Genomic DNA, 16,680 nt, shown 5'->3' with positions numbered 1-16,680 from the left:
ATAAAATTATTTTAATGCTGTTTTATTTGCTTTTATGTCAGTACCTAAGCGCTGTAAGTAAGCAATTAATGCAACAATTTCTTTATTTTGTATATTACTAGAACCATAATTTTTAACAAACTCTGGATCTTGTCTTAAATTATTTTCAACTTCTTTTGCTTGTGCTAACAATTCTTGTTTAGCTCCACTTATTCGTTCTGGAGTATATGGTACACCTAAAGAAACTAAACCAGTCATTTTACTTTCTAAATTAGAAGCATTCATGTCATTTTTAATTAACCAAGTGTAACGCGGCATAATCGAACCAGGTGAAGTAGATCGAGGATCCATCATGTGATTAAAGTGCCAGTTATCGTTGTATTTACCTCCAATTCTATGAACATCTGGTCCAGTTCTACGTGAACCCCATAAGAATGGGAAATCATATACAAACTCACCTGCTTTAGAATATTCTCCATATCGCTCAACTTCCGATCGGAAAGGGCGAATCATTTGAGAGTGACAGTTATTACAACCTTCTCTTATATAAATGTCTCTACCTTCTAATTCTAAAGGTGTATAAGGCTTAACACTTGTAATTGTTGGCACATTTGATTTTACTAATATCAAAGGAACAATTTCCACTAAACCACCAATTAAAATTGCAATAGTTGTTAATATTGTAAATAAAACTACTCTTCTTTCTAACCAAGTATGGAATCCTTCACCAGCAACTCTTTTACCACTAATTTTCTTCAATGGTGCAGCCTCTGCTAATTCGTCTTCTACAGTTGAACCTGCTTTTGCAGTTTTAATTACATTAATTGCTAATAAAATAAAACCTGTTAAATATAAAGTTCCTCCTATTGCACGCATTGCATACATTGGTATAACCTGCGTAACAGTTTCTAGGAAATTTCCATAAACTAATGTTCCATCTGGGTTGAATTGTTTCCACATAAATGCTTGCGTAAAGCCAGCAACATATAACGGAATTGCATAAAATAAAATACCTAAAGTACCTAACCAGAAATGAGTGTTAGCTAATTTTTTAGAATATAATGGTGTTTTCCAAAGTTTTTCAGCTAACCAATAAACAATACCTGCAACCATAAATCCGTTCCAAGCCAAAGCTCCAATATGAACATGACCAACAATCCAGTCGGTATAATGACCAATTGCATTTAAGTTTTTAAATGATAACATTGGACCTTCAAACGTTGCCATTCCATAACCTGTAATTGCAACAACAAAGAATTTTAAAACCGGGTTTTCTCTAACTTTATCCCAAGCACCACGTAGTGTTAACAAACCGTTGATCATACCACCCCAAGATGGGAAAATTAACATTATAGAGAATACAGTACCTAAGTTTTGCGCCCATTCTGGCAATGCCGTATATAATAAATGGTGAGGTCCAGCCCAAATGTATAAGAAAATTAAGGTCCAGAAGTGGATGATAGAAAGTCTATATGAATAAACTGGTCTATTTGCTACTTTAGGAACAAAATAATACATTAAACCTAATACTGGAGTTGTTAAGAAAAACGCCACCGCATTATGTCCATACCACCATTGCACTAAAGCATCTTGAACACCAGAATACACCGAGTAACTTTTAAAAGCACTTACCGGCATTTCTAAATTATTAAATATGTATAGAACCGCAATTGTAATAAAGGTGGCTATATAAAACCAGATTGCAACATAAATATGTCGTTGTCTTCGCTTTAAAATGGTACCAATTAAATTAATTCCAAAAATCACCCAAATTAAAACAACAGCAATATCAATTGGCCATTCTAATTCTGCATATTCTTTTGAAGAAGTTAACCCTAATGGTAATGTAATAGCAGCAGCAACAATAATTGCTTGCCATCCCCAAAAATGTACTCTACTTAAAACATCATTAAACATTCTTGCTTTAAGCAACCTTTGAGTAGAATAATAAATCCCTAAAAAGATTCCATTACCTACAAAGGCAAAAATTACAGCATTGGTATGTAATGGGCGTAAACGACCAAAACTTAACCAAGAAATAGCATTGTCTGCTCCTGCAAATTCCAATAATCCTGGGAAAACAAAAAGTAGCGCTACTAATAGCCCTACTAACATTCCTACAACTCCCCAAAGAATTGTAGCCCAAAGAAACATTTTTACGATTTTATTATCATAATAAAACTGTTCTTTTTCCATACGTGTTTGATTAATTATTAATTATTATTTAGTTGACTTTTCTTTTTTATCTTTTTCTTTTGTAGTGACTAGTTCATCATCAAACAACATACGAATTGAAGGCGTGTACATGTCCTCGTACTGCCCCGATTTAACTGATTTAATAAATATTATGAAAAAAAATACGGCAACAACTATACTTACGCCTATTGTAATGTATACGACTTCCATTTTTTAGCTACTAGTTTTTCTTTTGATTTTATCTACAAAAATAATTTTTTATTGGAAAAATTATATGATAATTATCATATTATAAATTTAGCAAAAAAAATCAGTTTATAAAAGTTATATTTTTTTTGATACCCAATTAGTTAAAATTGTTACAAATACTACTATAGAAATTGAGCTTAAAGGCATTAATATGGCAGCAACTACGGGTGTTAGCAATCCGTTTAATGCAAAATACATCCCAATAACATTATAACACAAAGAAAGTACAAAACTCGCTTTAATAATTTTTATAGTTTTATTAGACAATGTTAAGAACTTTGGCAGTTTGTTAAAAAGTTTTGCATCTAAAATTGCATCACAAGCGGGCGAAAAAACATTTACATCTTCAGAAATGGAGATTCCAACATTACTTTGAGCTAATGCTCCAGCATCATTCAATCCATCCCCTATCATCATAACCCTTTCTCCTTTTTCTTGAAGATTCTTTATAAACTCCAATTTATTTTCTGGTTTTTGATTAAATTGATATTGAATATTAGCTGGTAATAATTTTTCTAAATAAGGTTGTTCTCCTTCATTGTCTCCTGAAAGAATAATTAATTTATAATGTTTTGACAATTTATTAAAAACTTCTTTTAAACCTTCTCTATAACTATTTTTAAATATATAAAAACCCTTATACTCATCATTTATTTTAATATATATTGATGTTTCATTTGCATTTATTGTTTTAGCTTCAACAAAACTTGAAGAACCCAACTTAAAATTCATATCATTTATAGTTGCAACAATTCCTTTTCCTAAAATCTCTTTAAATTCAGAAGGTTTTTCAGCAATAGCATCTTCATTTATTAACTCATAAAGAGACCTACTTAGTGGATGATTTGATGCACGTAGAACACTTTTCAACCCTGTTTTTTCTTCATTAGTTAATTCTGTACCCTTATAATCTATATTCGTTTTATTGTTAGAAGTAATTGTACCCGTTTTATCAAAAATAATTGTATCAACTTTCGATATATTCTCAATGGTTTCTGCATTTTTTAAATAAAATTTTTTGTATCCAAAAATTCTTAAAATATTACCAAAAGCAAATGGAGCAGATAAAGCCAATGCGCAAGGACAAGCAATAATCAATACTGCTGTAACCACATTAAAGGCCATAGAAGCATTATAAAAATACCAAAACACACCTGCAAACATTGCAATTAATAAAATTGCAACTGTAAAATATTTACTAATTCTATCTGTAATATTTTTAATTGTGAAGTCTTCACTTTTATTGAAAATATCATTACTCCATAATTGAGTTAAATAACTTTGAGAAATTGAACTAATTACTTCCATTTCAATAGCTCCTGAAGTTTGTTTGCCACCTGCAAACAATTTATCACCAGATTGTTTCATTACAGGAATAGATTCACCAGTTACAAAGCTATAATCAATTGCTGCATTTCCATTAATTAAAATTCCATCAACTGGAATCAATTCTTCATTTCTTATTAAAAGTCGATCCCCTTTTTTAATATCTTTTACTTGAACACTTGTTTCTTTATTATTCAAAATTAAGGTTACTGCAATAGGAAAATAAGATTTATAATCTCTTTCAAATGAAAGAAAATTGTATGTTTTTTGTTGAAAAAATTTACCTAATAACAAAAAGAAAATCAATCCTGCCAAACTATCAAAAAAACCAGATCCAATATCTAAAAGTATTTCAATTGTACTTCTAATAAATAAAACTGAAATTCCCAAAGCAATAGGCACATCAATATTCAATAGTTTATGACGCAACCCTTTATAAGCTGAAATAAAATAGTCCTTTGCAGAATAAAATACAACAGGAATCGCCATTGTAAACATTAATAATCTAAATAAATGTTTGTACTTTTCCAGCCAAAACTCATCAACTTCAAAATATTCTGGAAAAGAGAGTAACATTATGTTTCCAAAAGCAAATGCTGCTATTGAAACTTGATAAATTAAGGTTTTATCAACATTTTTATTTTTTGAATCTGCATCCTCTAAGCTAATATAAGGTTCGTAACCAATTGAAGTAATTAACTCTACCAATTCTTTTAAATTGGTTCTTTTATTTTTAAATGTAATACGTAATAATTTCTTTGGAAAATTTACCATAGAAGTTGTTACGCCTTCGTTTAATTTACTCAAATTTTCTAACACCCAAATACATGAACTACAATGTATACTTGGAATATAAAATTCAACTACTGAAGTTTCTGTATCATTGAATTCCAAAAGTTTTTCAATAATATCTTTATTATCTAAATAGTTGTATTTACCTTTAATATCTTTTGGAATAGTTCCAGGAGAGGTTTCTAAATCATAATAACAAGTTAATTCATTTACATTTAATATTTCGTAAACAGTTTTACAACCGTTACAGCAAAAATATTTATCATTAAATTCAATAGGCGTTCTTCCACAGTCTATTCCACAATGATAACAATTGTTTAATGTCATTTTGATTTATTTTCGCAACAAAACTATTCATTTATTCTTTTTAATAAATGATAAAAATCATTTTATTTTGTACATTTGCAACTTTTAGCACTTAAACTAATTGTATGAATATGTCGAATTGCAGACAATGTATTATCAAAAGATTTAATGCCCTTAAAACATTAACTAATGAAGAGTTAGAAAGAATATCTGACCATAAAACTTCACTTTTAATTAAGAAGGGCGAAAATTTAATGACTGAAGGTAATGCAATAAATGGGTTATACTGTATTAAAGATGGCAAAGGAAAGCTAACAAAATTAAACACTAACGGTAAAGAGCAAATAATAAAATTTATAAAAGGTGGTGATATATTAGGTCACAGATCTATTTTAAGTGAAGATTTAGTCGGTTTAAATGCAATCGCTCTAGAAGATATGCATGTATGCTTTATCCCAAAAGGAGATATATTAGATACCATAAAAGAGAATACTCAGTTTTCTTTAAATTTAATGAAAAATATTTCTCAGCAATTAAATGATGCTAATACTTCAATATCTCAAATGGCTCAAAAACCTGTAAAAGATAGGTTAGCTGAAACTTTATTGTATTTAGAAGAAATTTTTGGAGTTGACAATGAAAAATGTATTGATGTTGTTTTAACGAGAGAAGAAATTGCAAATACCATTGGTACAGCAACAGAATCTGCTATTAGATTATTATCCAACTTAAAGAAAGACGGTGTAATTGATTTATTGGGTAAAAGAATAAAAATTATAAATAAAATTGCATTAAAAAACATATCTGAAGGATATTAATTTTAATTATATTATAAAAAAGCCTTTTAGATTTTTCTAAAAGGCTTTTTTATTTCATTGCATTCTCAATTTATAACATTGATGCAGCTATACGTTTATAAATTCCTTTTTCAAGTTTTTCACGAATTCCAGAAAAAGATTCAATCGTAACTTTTACATCCTCTAAAGTATGTGCAGCTGTAGGAATTAACCTTAATATAATTAACCCTTTTGGTATTACCGGATAAACAACAATCGAACAGAAAATACCGTAATTCTCACGTAAATCGTGAACCATTGCCATTGCTTCTGGTATATCTCCTTCTAAAAATACAGGAGTTACACATGTATTTGTTTTTCCAATATTAAACCCATTCTCTTTTAATCCATTTTGAAGTGCATTCACGTTTTCCCATAACTTATCTTTAAGTTCTGGCATCGTTCTAAGCATATCTAAACGTTTTAATGCTCCTTTAACCATTGCCATAGGTAATGATTTTGCAAACATCTGAGAACGCATATTGTATTGTAAATACTGAATAATATCTTTATCAGCAGCAAAAAATGCACCGATACCGGCCATAGATTTTGCAAAAGTTGCAAAATACACATCAATGCCATCTTGAACTCCTTGTTCAAATCCAGCTCCTTGTCCTCCTTCTCCTAAAGTTCCAAAACCATGTGCATCGTCTACTAAAAATCTAAAATTATATTTTTCTTTTAAAGCTACAATTTCTTTTAATTTACCCTGCTCTCCACGCATTCCAAAAACTCCTTCTGAAATCACCAAAATTCCTCCACCAGTTTCTTCCGCAATTTTGGTAGCTCTTTGAAGGTTTTTTTCTAAACTTTCAATATCATTATGTTGGTATGTATATCTTTTACCATGATGCAATCTAACACCATCAATAATACAAGCATGTGAATCAATATCATAAACAATAACATCATGTTTTGTTACAAGAGCGTCAATTGCAGATACCATTCCTTGATAACCGAAATTTACTAAATAAGCGGCTTCCTTATCAACAAACTCAGCACATTCTTGCTCTAATTGTTCATGATATTTTGTATGTCCAGACATCATTCTTGCCCCCATTGGGTATGCCATTCCATATTCAGCTGCAGCTTCTGCATCCGCTTTTCTAACTTCAGGATGATTTGCCAATCCAAGATAATCGTTAATACTCCAGGTAACTACATTTTTACCATTAAATATCATTCTATTAGAAATATGACCTTCCAATTTTGGAAACACATAATATCCTTCAGCTTGTTTTGCCCATTTTCCTAATGGACCTTTATCTTTAACTATTCTTTCAAATAAATCTTTCATATAAGTTATTTTGTAAAAATTGTAATACCACAATTATATTTTACATGAGTGCAAAGTACGGTATTTTTTTGTTTCTAATCAAATCTTACTAATACAAAAAAAGAGGCTAATAATTTAAATTTAGCCTCTTTTTAATTATTATATTAGAACTTTTACTTTATAAATTCTACTTTTTGATGTGCTTGTTTTTGTGAGTCGAAAAAACCCTGTTCTTTCATCCAATCATCACAATAAATTTTTTCCATATAACGAGAACCGTGATCTGGTAAAATTAAAACAACTTTTGAATTTTCGTCAAAATAACCTTTTTCTGCGTACTGTATTGCAGCTTGTAAAATTGCACCACTTGTATACCCCGTAAACAAACCTTCTGAAATTGCTAACTCTCTAGCTCTATGAGCTGCAGCTTCATCTGTAACTTTTTCAAAAACATCTATAACATTAAAATTTGTAGCAGAAGGGATTAAGTTTTTCCCTAATCCTTCAATTCTGTATGGATATATTTCATTTTTATCAAATTCTCCCGTTGCATGAAACTTTTGTAATATCGATCCAAAAGCATCTACACCTAATGTTTTAATATCAGGATTTTGCTCTTTTAGATATTTAGAAACTCCAGAAATAGTTCCTCCCGTACCACTTGCAGCAATTAAATGGGTTATTTCACCATTAGTTTGCTCCCAAATTTCAGGACCCGTTGAATTGTAATGTGCATCAATATTTAATTTATTAAAATATTGATTGATATAAAAAGAGTTTGCAGTTTCAGAGTGTAACCTTTTTGCAACTTCATAATATGATCTAGGATCATCCGCTTTTACGTGTGCAGGACAAACATAGACTTTAGCTCCCATAGCTTTAAGCATATTGATTTTTCCTGCAGAAGCTTTAGAGCTAACTGCTAAAATACATTTATAACCTTTAATGATACTCACCAAGGCCATACTGAATCCAGTATTTCCAGATGTTGTTTCAATTATTGTACTTCCCTCCTTAAGTAAACCTTGTCTTTCTGCTTCTTCAATAATATGCAATGCAATTCTATCTTTCATAGAATGCCCCGGATTAAATCCTTCATATTTTGCATAAAAATTACCAGGAAGATCTTTTGTGATTTTGTTTAACTGAATTAAAGGAGTATTACCAATGTGGTCTAAAATATTTTTACTTATTCCAGTGTTATGTGTCATTTTTTAGAGTTTAATTCAAAAATTTAAATCCAATGATTGAATTATTAATACTAATCTAAGATGCAAATTTAATAATTTTTTTTAATTATTGTGTAACTTCTAAGTCAATTATAAAACTGTAGTCTCTTGCAATCTCTTTTAATGCATCAAATCTTCCAGATGCCCCACCGTGTCCAGCTTCCATATCTGTGTGCATTATTAGAATATTTTTATCCGTTTTCAACTCTCTCAATTTTGCTACCCATTTGGCAGGTTCAAAATACTGTACTTGTGAATCATGAAGACCTGTTGTAACTAACATATTAGGGTAATTCTGCTTTTTCACATTGTCATATGGCGAATATAATTTCATATAATTATACGATTCTATTTCATTTGGATTTCCCCATTCATCATATTCCCCAGTTGTTAATGGAATACTATCATCTAACATAGTTGTTAAAACATCAACAAAAGGTACACTTGCAATAATCCCATTATACAATTCTGGGTGAATATTTATAATTGCCCCCATTAATAAACCACCAGCTGATCCACCACTTGCATATAAATGTTCTTTTGAAGTAAATCCTTGTTCAATTAAAAATTTGGAACAATCAATAAAATCATAAAATGTGTTTAATTTATTTAACAACTTTCCGTCTTCATACCAATTGCGCCCTAAGTACTCACTTCCTCTAACATGTGCAATCGCAAATGCCCAACCTCTATCTAATAAACTTAATCTTGTTGAACTAAACCCTGCATCAATGGTATGACCATAAGAACCATAACCATATAAAAGCAATGGTGTATTTTTTGATAATTTAGAAGTTTTTTTATGAACTAAAGAAATTGCTATTTTAGTTCCATCTTTAGATGTTGCCCAATAACGTTCGCTTATATAATTATTTTTGTCAAATTTACCTCCTAAAACTTCTTGTTCTTTTTTGATTTCCTTAGTTTTTGTATCTACATTAAAATCTATCACAGAACTAGGAGTTGTCATAGAATTATATCCGTATCGAATTACATTTGTATCAAATTCCGGATTGTAATAAACGCCTGCAGAATAGGTTTCTTCTTCAAAAGGAAGGTAAAAATCTTCTGAATTATCCCAGCGAATAATTCTAATTTTATTTAATCCTTCACTTCTTTCTTCCACAACTAAAAAATCTTTAAAAATAGAAATATCTTCTAATAAAACATCTGATCTATGTGGAATCACATCAACCCAATTTTCTTTTAATGTCTCCTTTTCTGAAGTTTTCATTAATTTAAAATTAGTAGCATCATCTTTATTTGTAAGTACATAAAAATCGCCATTATAATGAGCTATATTATACTCTAAATCACGTTCTCTAGGTTGAAATATTCGGAATTCTCCGGTAGGATTATCGGCCTCTAAAATCCTATATTCCGTTGATACCGTACTATGTGAACCAATTATTAAATATTGATCCGATTTTGTTCTGTACACATACGTGCTAAAAGCTTCTTCAGATTCGTGATACACTTCAATATCCAATGAAGGATCGGTTCCTAAAATGTGACGAAATATTTTTTCACTTCTTAATGAAGTCGGGTTTTTTAGTGCGTAAAAAACTGTTTTATTATCTGTTGACCAAGATGCACTTCCTGTAGTGTTTTCAATCTTCTCAGGAAAAACCTCTCCTGTTTCTAAATTTTTAAACTGTAAAGTATATTGTCTTCGACTAACAGTATCTATTCCAAAAGCTACAAATTTATTATTTGGACTTACAGACAAACCTGCTAATTTGAAATAATTATATCCTTCGGCCAATTTATTTACATCAAACAGCACTTCTTCAATGGTATCTAAAGATTCTTTTTTACGCGTATAAATGGGGTATTGACTGCCTATTTCAAAACGAGTAATATAGTAATAACCGTTCTTCTTATAAGGCACAGATTCATCATCTTCCTTAATCCGAGATTTCATCTCTTCAAATAATTCTTCTTGAAATTGCTTAGTATGACTAGTCTTAGCATCATAATAACTATTTTCATCATTTAAATAATCAATTACTTTTGGATTTTCCTTGTCGTTAAGCCAATAATAATTATCTATTCTTACATCCCCATGAATTTCCAGTTTCTTTTCAATTTTTTCAGCAAGAGGAACTCTAATTTCTATTTCTGACATTTACATTTTTTTACTAAGGTGCAAAAATACTATATTTGCCCCGTTAACTTGTTAAAAATACACTAAAATGTTTGGAGATTTAACTGGAATGATGGGAAAGCTTAAAGAGGCTCAACAAAAAATTGAAGAAACTAAAGCAAGGCTTAATACTATTTTAATTGATGGTGAAGCTGGAAATGGAACCGTAAAAGTTACTGTTACGGCAAATAAAATTGTTAAAAATATTTCAATTTCTAAAGAACTTTCAGATCACGAAGAAATAGAAGATTATTTAATAATTGCATTAAACAATGCTTTGGAAAAAGCAAATAATATAAGTGAAACAGAACTCGCGGCTGCCGCAAAAGATGGAATGCCAAACATACCCGGAATGGATTTATTTAAATAATTTAATCGATAAAAAATTCGTCTTTAAACCCTATTAAATACACTTTTTCCTGTGCACGGGTTACAGCTGTATATAACCACCTCAAATACTCAACACTCTGACCATCAGGCAAGTAAGGCTGCTCAATAAAAACTGTTTTCCATTGTCCTCCTTGTGACTTATGACAAGTTACTGCATAAGAGAACTTAACCTGTAATGCATTAAAATATTTACTCTTTTTAACACCCAATAATTGCTTATATTTTGAGCTTTCGTGTTCAAAATCTTTACGAACTTCGTGATACAATTTATTTGATTCTTCATAAGATAGTGATGGAGATTCTGAAGTTAAAGTATCTAATAATAAAACTGTTTCAAAAGGTTTTTCATTAGGATAATCAATCATTCTAACTTTTACTTCAGCAAACCTAAAGCCATACAATTCTTTTATCTTATATATTTGAAGAATTTCACAAATATCTCCATTTGCAATAAATCCAGCTTCACTAGATTCTTTCAACCAAAAATAATTGTTCTTAACAACCATCACAAAATCTCCAGTCGAAATCTCGTTTTCCTGTCCTCTAATTTTACTTCTAATTTGTTGATTGTATTGATTTGCACGTTTATTTGACCGTACTATAAATGCAGTATCCTCTACTCCAATATTATCATATGCTGTATTTATTGCATCTTCAATTTCATAACCATCGGTTAGTCTAATTAAATCAGGAAATCCAAGTTTAAACTGAAATGTATCATATCCATTATTAGCCAATATTAAACGAAGTTCCGTAGCATTAATTAAAATTCCAGAATTAGCATGTTGACGCATTACCTCATTCAACTCAATTTCTGTTACTTCTTTATTGTAATTAAGTTCCAGTTTTTGAGCATCTAATGCGGGACTTATATCTAATTTTACAGGCGGCAATTGAGCTGTATCGCCAATAAAAATAATTTTACAGTTCGCACCAGAATAAACATACGATATTAAATCATCTAATAAAGATCCATTTTCAAACAATTTTGCATTGCTTGGACTATCTGGAATCATAGATGCTTCATCTATTATAAACAACGTATTGTTATGTTTATTTACCTGTAAAGTAAAATCAACACCACCAGCTTTATTTTTTTTAGGAAAATATATTTTTTTATGAATTGTAAATGCCTGTTTATTTGAATAACCTGAAATAACTTTTGCAGCTCTTCCTGTTGGAGCAAGTAATACTGACTTTTTACCAATACGCCATAAATTATTTACAACGGTACTAATTGTTGTTGTTTTTCCAGTACCAGCATATCCTTTTATTAAAAATAAAGAATCTTTATTTTTATCAAAAATGAAATCAGATAAATTCTCCAGTAATAAATCTTGTGATTTAGTAGGTTCAAATGGAAATTTTTTAATTAATTCTTTGTAAAATTCGGGAGCAGTTTTTGTCATACATCTAATAAATGTCAAATATACAAATTGATTTTGCCAGAAAAGTTTTTCTCATTAAAAAAAATTTGTAGATTTGCGTACATAGAAAAATAAAAATAAAAATTATGACATTTTTGATTATAATAGCTGGCATTATAGTTACAGCTCTTTTAGCTTATGCAATTGTAAATTATATCCCTAGAAAATTACATTGGATAGTTTCATTAGTATTAATTGCACTTGCAGCATTGTTAGTTTACAAAATCAATTTTGAAATTAGGAAACCAATTAAGTTTAATAAAGAAAAGAAGGTTAAATATGCGAAGGTTATTAATAATTTAAAAATTATTCGCGATGCAGAAGTTGCTCATAAAAAAGTAACCGGTGCTTATACTTCGAATGGGGATAATCTTATTAAATTTATTGATACCGCTAAATTTGCCTTAACTCAAACTAGAAACGTTCCAAAAACTATTGATGTTGGTGGTGGAATTACAAAAGAAATTGAAGAAAGAGTAATAGATACAATTGGATATGAAGAAGTTCGTGCTCAATTTGTTGGAAGAGATTACAAAAATATGATGCAAATTCCTGGAACTGATCAAAAATTTAAAATTGAAGTTGGAGTTGTTGAAAAAATTGCAGGTTTAAAAGCTCCAGTTTTTGAAGTTAAAGTTGATAAAGCTTTAATATTAAAAGGAATGGATCATAATTTAGTTAAACAAGAAAAAGAAGCAATTGGGGGTGAAGAAATTAGAGGAGAATATGTGAGAATTGGTTCTTTAGGTGAAGTAAGTGAAGACGGTAACTGGCCACCATCTTATGATAAAGGAGATAAAAAAGATAACGAATAAAAATATAGATTTTTTAAATCTTGAAGAAAATCATTTATCCATCCAACTCAGTTTGGATGGATTTTCTTTTTGTACCTATAACAAAATTAAAAATGTTATTGGTACTTTTACGTGCTATGAGTTTATTAACAATACTATAACACCAGTTAAACATTTAGAATTAGTACAAGAAATCTTTTCACAAGAAGAATTACTTCAATTAAAATATAAATCTGTTAGTGTAACCCATTTTAACAATTTAGTAGCTCAGGTTCCTGCTCCTTTTTTTAATAAAAACAAATTAGCTCAATATTTGCAATACTCAGTTAAAGTATTAGAAAATGACTACATTACCTTTGATAAAATTAATAATTCTGATATTGTAAATGTATACATCCCTTTTGTAAATATTAATAATTTTTTAATTGAAACTTTTGGCGCATTTATTTTTAAACATTCCTCAACTGTTTTAATTGAAAATCTTCTTAATAAATATAAAAATTTAGATGGAAATTTTTGTTTTGTTAATGTTTCTAATTTTACTTTTGAAATAGTAGTTATAAAGAACAAAAAATTAGAATTATTTAATTGTTTTTCTTTTAAAACTAAGGAAGATTTTATTTATTACATTCTTTTTACTGCTGAGCAATTGAATTTAAACCCTGAAGAATTTAAATTGATTCTTTTAGGTGATATTGAGAAAGAATCCGAACTATACAATACCCTATATCAGTATGTTAGAAATGTTGAATTCTATACTTTAGAGAGTTCTAATAAAACCATTAATGGAATAGCTCCTCATTCAAATTTCACCCTTCTAAATCAATTTTAATGCGAATAATATCAGGTAAATATAAAAGTAGACGATTACAAGCTCCAAAAAGCTTACCAGTTCGGCCAACTACAGATATGGCAAAAGAAGCTTTATTCAATATCATTAATAATTTATATTATTTTACTGACTTAACTATTTTAGATTTATTTTCTGGAACGGGAAATATTAGTTACGAATTTGCCTCAAGAGGTACTTTAAATATTACTGCTGTTGATGCTCATTTTGGCTGTGTAAAATATATTAATGCTATTTCAAAGGAATTAGATGCTAATATACACGTAATTAAAAGTGATGTGTATAAGTATATAGAGAAATCTAACGCTAAATTTGACGTTATTTTTGCTGATCCCCCTTATGATTTTGAATTGGAAAAGTTTGAAAAAATAATTGATCTAGTTTTTGAAAATGAATTACTTAACGAAGATGGGGTATTAATTATAGAACACTCTAAACATACCAATTTAGAAAATCACCCTAAATTAAGTTATCAAAAAAAATATGGTGGAAATATGTTTAGTTTTTTCGAAAGTGCTGAACAATCAGAAGAATAATTAGAATAAAGCTTCTATTATTTGTTTTTCGGAAATTCCTTCTGCCTCTGCTTTATAATTTCGAACAATTCTATGTTTTAATATTGAATAAGCCACAGACTGAACATCTTCAATATCTGGAGAATATTTACCATTTACAGCTGCATTTGCTTTTGCACCAAGAATTAAGTTTTGAGAGGCTCTCGGTCCCGCACCCCAATCAATATAATTATTTACAATTTCAGGTGAATGCGTTGAATTAGGACGCGTTTTAGACACTAATTTTACTGCGTACTCAATAACATTATCTGCAACAGGAATTCTTCTAACTAAATGCTGAAAATTAATAATTTCTTCTGAAGTCACTATTGAATTAATCCTTTCACTTACATCATTAGTTGTGCTTTTTACAACTTCAACCTCCTCTTCAAAACTTGGATAATCTAATTGTATTGAAAACATAAATCTATCTAATTGAGCCTCTGGAAGCGGATATGTTCCTTCTTGTTCAATAGGATTTTGAGTAGCTAATACAAAAAATGGAGCTTCTAATATATGATGATGTCCTGCAACAGTTACCGAACGCTCCTGCATAGCCTCTAAAAGTGCTGCTTGAGTTTTAGGCGGTGTACGGTTTATTTCATCTGCAAGTATAATATTACTAAAAATAGGTCCTTTTATAAATTTAAAATGATTCGTTTCATCTAAAATTTCACTTCCTAAAATATCAGAAGGCATTAAATCTGGTGTAAATTGAATACGTTTAAAATCTAATCCTAAAGTTTCTGATATTGTGTGTACAATTAGAGTTTTGGCTAACCCTGGCACTCCAATTAACAATGAATGTCCACCACTTAAAATTGAAAGTAAAATATGATCAATTGCCTCATTCTGACCAATAATCACTTTACCAATTTCCTTTTTTAAGGCTTTATGCTTTAGAACTAATTCTTTTAACGTATCAACATCTGACATACAACTATTCCTTTTTCCAATTATTTTTAAAAGTACACTTTTTAAAATCCTTATTAATTTTAATATATGTATCCTCTAATTTATCAACAGACCATTTATCAACAGTTTCTTCTTGTTTTTTCTGTAATGTTAGTTGTTGAATTTTCTCGTAATCTTTAGTGAAATTCGCAGTATGAGTTTCTTCTTTACTTTTTAAAAGTATAATTTTATGCATTTTTGCGCCTCCTCTAATTTCATCATAAAAAGGTTCTGTAATTTCTCCTGAATTTAAACTACTTACTTTATTATATAAATTAGGGTCCATACGTGTTAAATCAAAACGAGTATCATTTGTTTGTGGATTTAAAATTAACCCTTCATTATTTTTTGTTTCTACATCATCTGAATATTTTAAAACAGCTTCCTCAAAAGTAATTTCACCTTTTAAAATTTGATTACGAACGTCAGCTAATTCCGCTATAGAAGCATCTAACTCAGCTTGTGAAATTTTTGGTTGTATTAAAATATGACGCACATCTCTCTCTTGCCCTTTTACTTTTTCTACTTGAATAATATGTATTCCAAAACCAGATTCAAAAGGCTCTGAAAGCTCACCTTCATCTAAACTAAAAGCAACTTCTTTAAATTCTTTAATAAAATTTGACTCACGAGTAATTGTATATTTACCACCTGCTCCTTCTCCATTACTTGAAACCGCAGGATCATCAGAATTTATAATAGCCTTTAATCTAAAACTATAGCCGCCCTCAATATCTTCTTTAATTTCATTTAGTTTTTCAAAAACACGATTTGTTTCTTCTTCGGTTGGTTTTATTGTTTTTACAATTTGAGCCAATTCAATTTCTGCACTAAATTCTGGTAAACTATTTTCCTTTTCTAGGTTTCTAAAATAAGTTCTAACTTCTTCTGGAGTTACATCAATTTTCTCTGTGATACTCGCTCTTTCTCTTTGGATAAGAAGTTGTTCTTTTTGAATACCCGCAAGTTCATTTCTTAAATCTTCTTCATCTGTAAATCCATAATACTCAACTACTTTTTCCATTGAGCCCAATTGTTGTGAGAAATAGGAAATATTTCGTTCAACTTCTGAATTTATTTCTGCTTCCGAAACTTCAACACTATCAATTACTGCATGATGTGCAATCAATTTTTGAGTCATAATTTCTTCAAGAATTTCGCAATCAGTAATATCAAGTTTACCTTCCATACGTTGTTGCAACTCTTTTTTAAATTTATCAATATCAGAATCTAAAACTATATTTTTTCCTACTACAACAGCAACGCCATCAACTTTAATTCTTTCAGGAAATACGTTATTAACTATTAAACTATCTTGCGCTTTTATTCCCAATGTAACTAATAAAAAAGCTAATATAATCGTACTTTTTGTCATT

General features: G+C 29.6%; 14 protein-coding genes. 5 read left to right on the top strand and 9 right to left on the bottom strand.

Going from position 1 to position 16,680, the window contains the following annotated elements; translation table 11 throughout:
* Positions 1-6: 6 nt before the first annotated feature.
* The 3 genes from ccoN to CHB63_RS02130 form a co-directional block, all read right to left on the bottom strand.
* Positions 7-2,175: a cytochrome-c oxidase, cbb3-type subunit I gene (gene ccoN, locus CHB63_RS02140; protein ID WP_089376776.1), complete on the bottom strand. Its 2,169-nt coding sequence runs from the start codon at positions 2,173-2,175 to the stop codon at positions 7-9.
* 24 nt (positions 2,176-2,199) lie between these two features.
* Positions 2,200-2,385 carry a cbb3-type cytochrome oxidase assembly protein CcoS gene (gene ccoS, locus CHB63_RS02135; protein WP_089376775.1) on the bottom strand — a complete coding sequence of 62 codons (186 nt, stop codon included), beginning with the start codon at positions 2,383-2,385 and terminating at the stop codon, positions 2,200-2,202.
* 114 nt (positions 2,386-2,499) lie between these two features.
* On the bottom strand, positions 2,500-4,869 hold the full coding sequence (locus CHB63_RS02130; protein ID WP_089376774.1) for a heavy metal translocating P-type ATPase: 2,370 nt from the start codon (positions 4,867-4,869) through the stop codon (positions 2,500-2,502).
* A 110-nt stretch (positions 4,870-4,979) separates the two neighbouring features.
* Here CHB63_RS02130 and CHB63_RS02125 point away from each other — a divergent pair, with 110 nt between their 5' ends.
* Positions 4,980-5,666, top strand: a complete 687-nt coding sequence (locus tag CHB63_RS02125) for a Crp/Fnr family transcriptional regulator (RefSeq protein WP_089377558.1) — start codon at positions 4,980-4,982, stop codon at positions 5,664-5,666.
* A 70-nt stretch (positions 5,667-5,736) separates the two neighbouring features.
* On the opposite strand, the gene CHB63_RS02120 is transcribed toward CHB63_RS02125, so the two are convergent.
* The 3 genes from CHB63_RS02120 to CHB63_RS02110 form a co-directional block, all read right to left on the bottom strand.
* Entirely contained in the window at positions 5,737-6,981 is a 1,245-nt protein-coding gene (locus CHB63_RS02120; protein WP_089376773.1) for an aminotransferase class I/II-fold pyridoxal phosphate-dependent enzyme, read from the bottom strand.
* A gap of 152 nt (positions 6,982-7,133) precedes the next feature.
* On the bottom strand, positions 7,134-8,171 hold the full coding sequence (locus CHB63_RS02115) for a PLP-dependent cysteine synthase family protein (protein ID WP_089376772.1): 1,038 nt from the start codon (positions 8,169-8,171) through the stop codon (positions 7,134-7,136).
* A gap of 85 nt (positions 8,172-8,256) precedes the next feature.
* A complete protein-coding gene (locus CHB63_RS02110; protein ID WP_089376771.1) occupies positions 8,257-10,317 on the bottom strand; it encodes a S9 family peptidase in 2,061 nt (686 codons plus the stop codon).
* Positions 10,318-10,384: 67 nt separating this feature from the next.
* Between CHB63_RS02110 and CHB63_RS02105 the strand changes: the two genes are divergently transcribed.
* The gene (locus tag CHB63_RS02105; protein WP_089376770.1) at positions 10,385-10,705 is read left to right on the top strand and encodes a YbaB/EbfC family nucleoid-associated protein; all 321 of its coding nucleotides are present in this window, start codon (positions 10,385-10,387) and stop codon (positions 10,703-10,705) included.
* 1 nt (position 10,706) lies between these two features.
* Here the strand turns inward: CHB63_RS02105 and CHB63_RS02100 are convergent, their stop codons facing one another.
* Positions 10,707-12,134 carry an ATP-dependent DNA helicase gene (locus CHB63_RS02100; protein WP_089376769.1) on the bottom strand — a complete coding sequence of 476 codons (1,428 nt, stop codon included), beginning with the start codon at positions 12,132-12,134 and terminating at the stop codon, positions 10,707-10,709.
* Positions 12,135-12,238: 104 nt separating this feature from the next.
* Between CHB63_RS02100 and CHB63_RS02095 the strand changes: the two genes are divergently transcribed.
* From CHB63_RS02095 to rsmD, 3 genes are read left to right on the top strand one after another with little or no spacing between them, the layout of a single operon-like run.
* A complete protein-coding gene (locus CHB63_RS02095; protein ID WP_089376768.1) occupies positions 12,239-12,967 on the top strand; it encodes a hypothetical protein in 729 nt (242 codons plus the stop codon).
* The gene (locus CHB63_RS02090) at positions 12,936-13,778 is read left to right on the top strand and encodes a DUF3822 family protein (protein ID WP_089376767.1); all 843 of its coding nucleotides are present in this window, start codon (positions 12,936-12,938) and stop codon (positions 13,776-13,778) included. Before CHB63_RS02095 ends, CHB63_RS02090 begins: the two co-directional genes overlap by 32 nt.
* Positions 13,778-14,332, top strand: coding sequence for a 16S rRNA (guanine(966)-N(2))-methyltransferase RsmD (gene rsmD / locus CHB63_RS02085; protein ID WP_089376766.1), 555 nt, complete (start codon positions 13,778-13,780; stop codon positions 14,330-14,332). The genes CHB63_RS02090 and rsmD overlap by 1 nt, the downstream gene beginning before the upstream one ends.
* Here the strand turns inward: rsmD and CHB63_RS02080 are convergent, their stop codons facing one another.
* Entirely contained in the window at positions 14,333-15,286 is a 954-nt protein-coding gene (locus CHB63_RS02080; RefSeq protein ID WP_089376765.1) for an AAA family ATPase, read from the bottom strand.
* Between the two features lie 4 nt (positions 15,287-15,290).
* A complete protein-coding gene (locus tag CHB63_RS02075; protein ID WP_089377557.1) occupies positions 15,291-16,679 on the bottom strand; it encodes a peptidylprolyl isomerase in 1,389 nt (462 codons plus the stop codon).
* Between the last annotated feature and the right edge of the window lies 1 nt (position 16,680).

The organism is Lutibacter flavus, assembly GCF_900188355.1.
GTDB lineage: Bacteria > Bacteroidota > Bacteroidia > Flavobacteriales > Flavobacteriaceae > Lutibacter > Lutibacter flavus.
Note: the sequence above shows the minus strand (reverse complement) of the source record. Positions and strands in the feature narration are given on the sequence as shown.

Coding starts and splice junctions, on each gene's coding strand:
- ccoN (WP_089376776.1), bottom strand. CDS start 2,175: ATGGAAAAAGAACAGTTTTATTATGATAATAAAATCGTAAAAATGTTT.
- ccoS (WP_089376775.1), bottom strand. CDS start 2,385: ATGGAAGTCGTATACATTACAATAGGCGTAAGTATAGTTGTTGCCGTA.
- CHB63_RS02130 (WP_089376774.1), bottom strand. CDS start 4,869: ATGACATTAAACAATTGTTATCATTGTGGAATAGACTGTGGAAGAACG.
- CHB63_RS02125 (WP_089377558.1), top strand. CDS start 4,980: ATGTCGAATTGCAGACAATGTATTATCAAAAGATTTAATGCCCTTAAA.
- CHB63_RS02120 (WP_089376773.1), bottom strand. CDS start 6,981: ATGAAAGATTTATTTGAAAGAATAGTTAAAGATAAAGGTCCATTAGGA.
- CHB63_RS02115 (WP_089376772.1), bottom strand. CDS start 8,171: ATGACACATAACACTGGAATAAGTAAAAATATTTTAGACCACATTGGT.
- CHB63_RS02110 (WP_089376771.1), bottom strand. CDS start 10,317: ATGTCAGAAATAGAAATTAGAGTTCCTCTTGCTGAAAAAATTGAAAAG.
- CHB63_RS02105 (WP_089376770.1), top strand. CDS start 10,385: ATGTTTGGAGATTTAACTGGAATGATGGGAAAGCTTAAAGAGGCTCAA.
- CHB63_RS02100 (WP_089376769.1), bottom strand. CDS start 12,134: ATGACAAAAACTGCTCCCGAATTTTACAAAGAATTAATTAAAAAATTT.
- CHB63_RS02095 (WP_089376768.1), top strand. CDS start 12,239: ATGACATTTTTGATTATAATAGCTGGCATTATAGTTACAGCTCTTTTA.
- CHB63_RS02090 (WP_089376767.1), top strand. CDS start 12,936: ATGATAAAGGAGATAAAAAAGATAACGAATAAAAATATAGATTTTTTA.
- rsmD (WP_089376766.1), top strand. CDS start 13,778: ATGCGAATAATATCAGGTAAATATAAAAGTAGACGATTACAAGCTCCA.
- CHB63_RS02080 (WP_089376765.1), bottom strand. CDS start 15,286: ATGTCAGATGTTGATACGTTAAAAGAATTAGTTCTAAAGCATAAAGCC.
- CHB63_RS02075 (WP_089377557.1), bottom strand. CDS start 16,679: ATGACAAAAAGTACGATTATATTAGCTTTTTTATTAGTTACATTGGGA.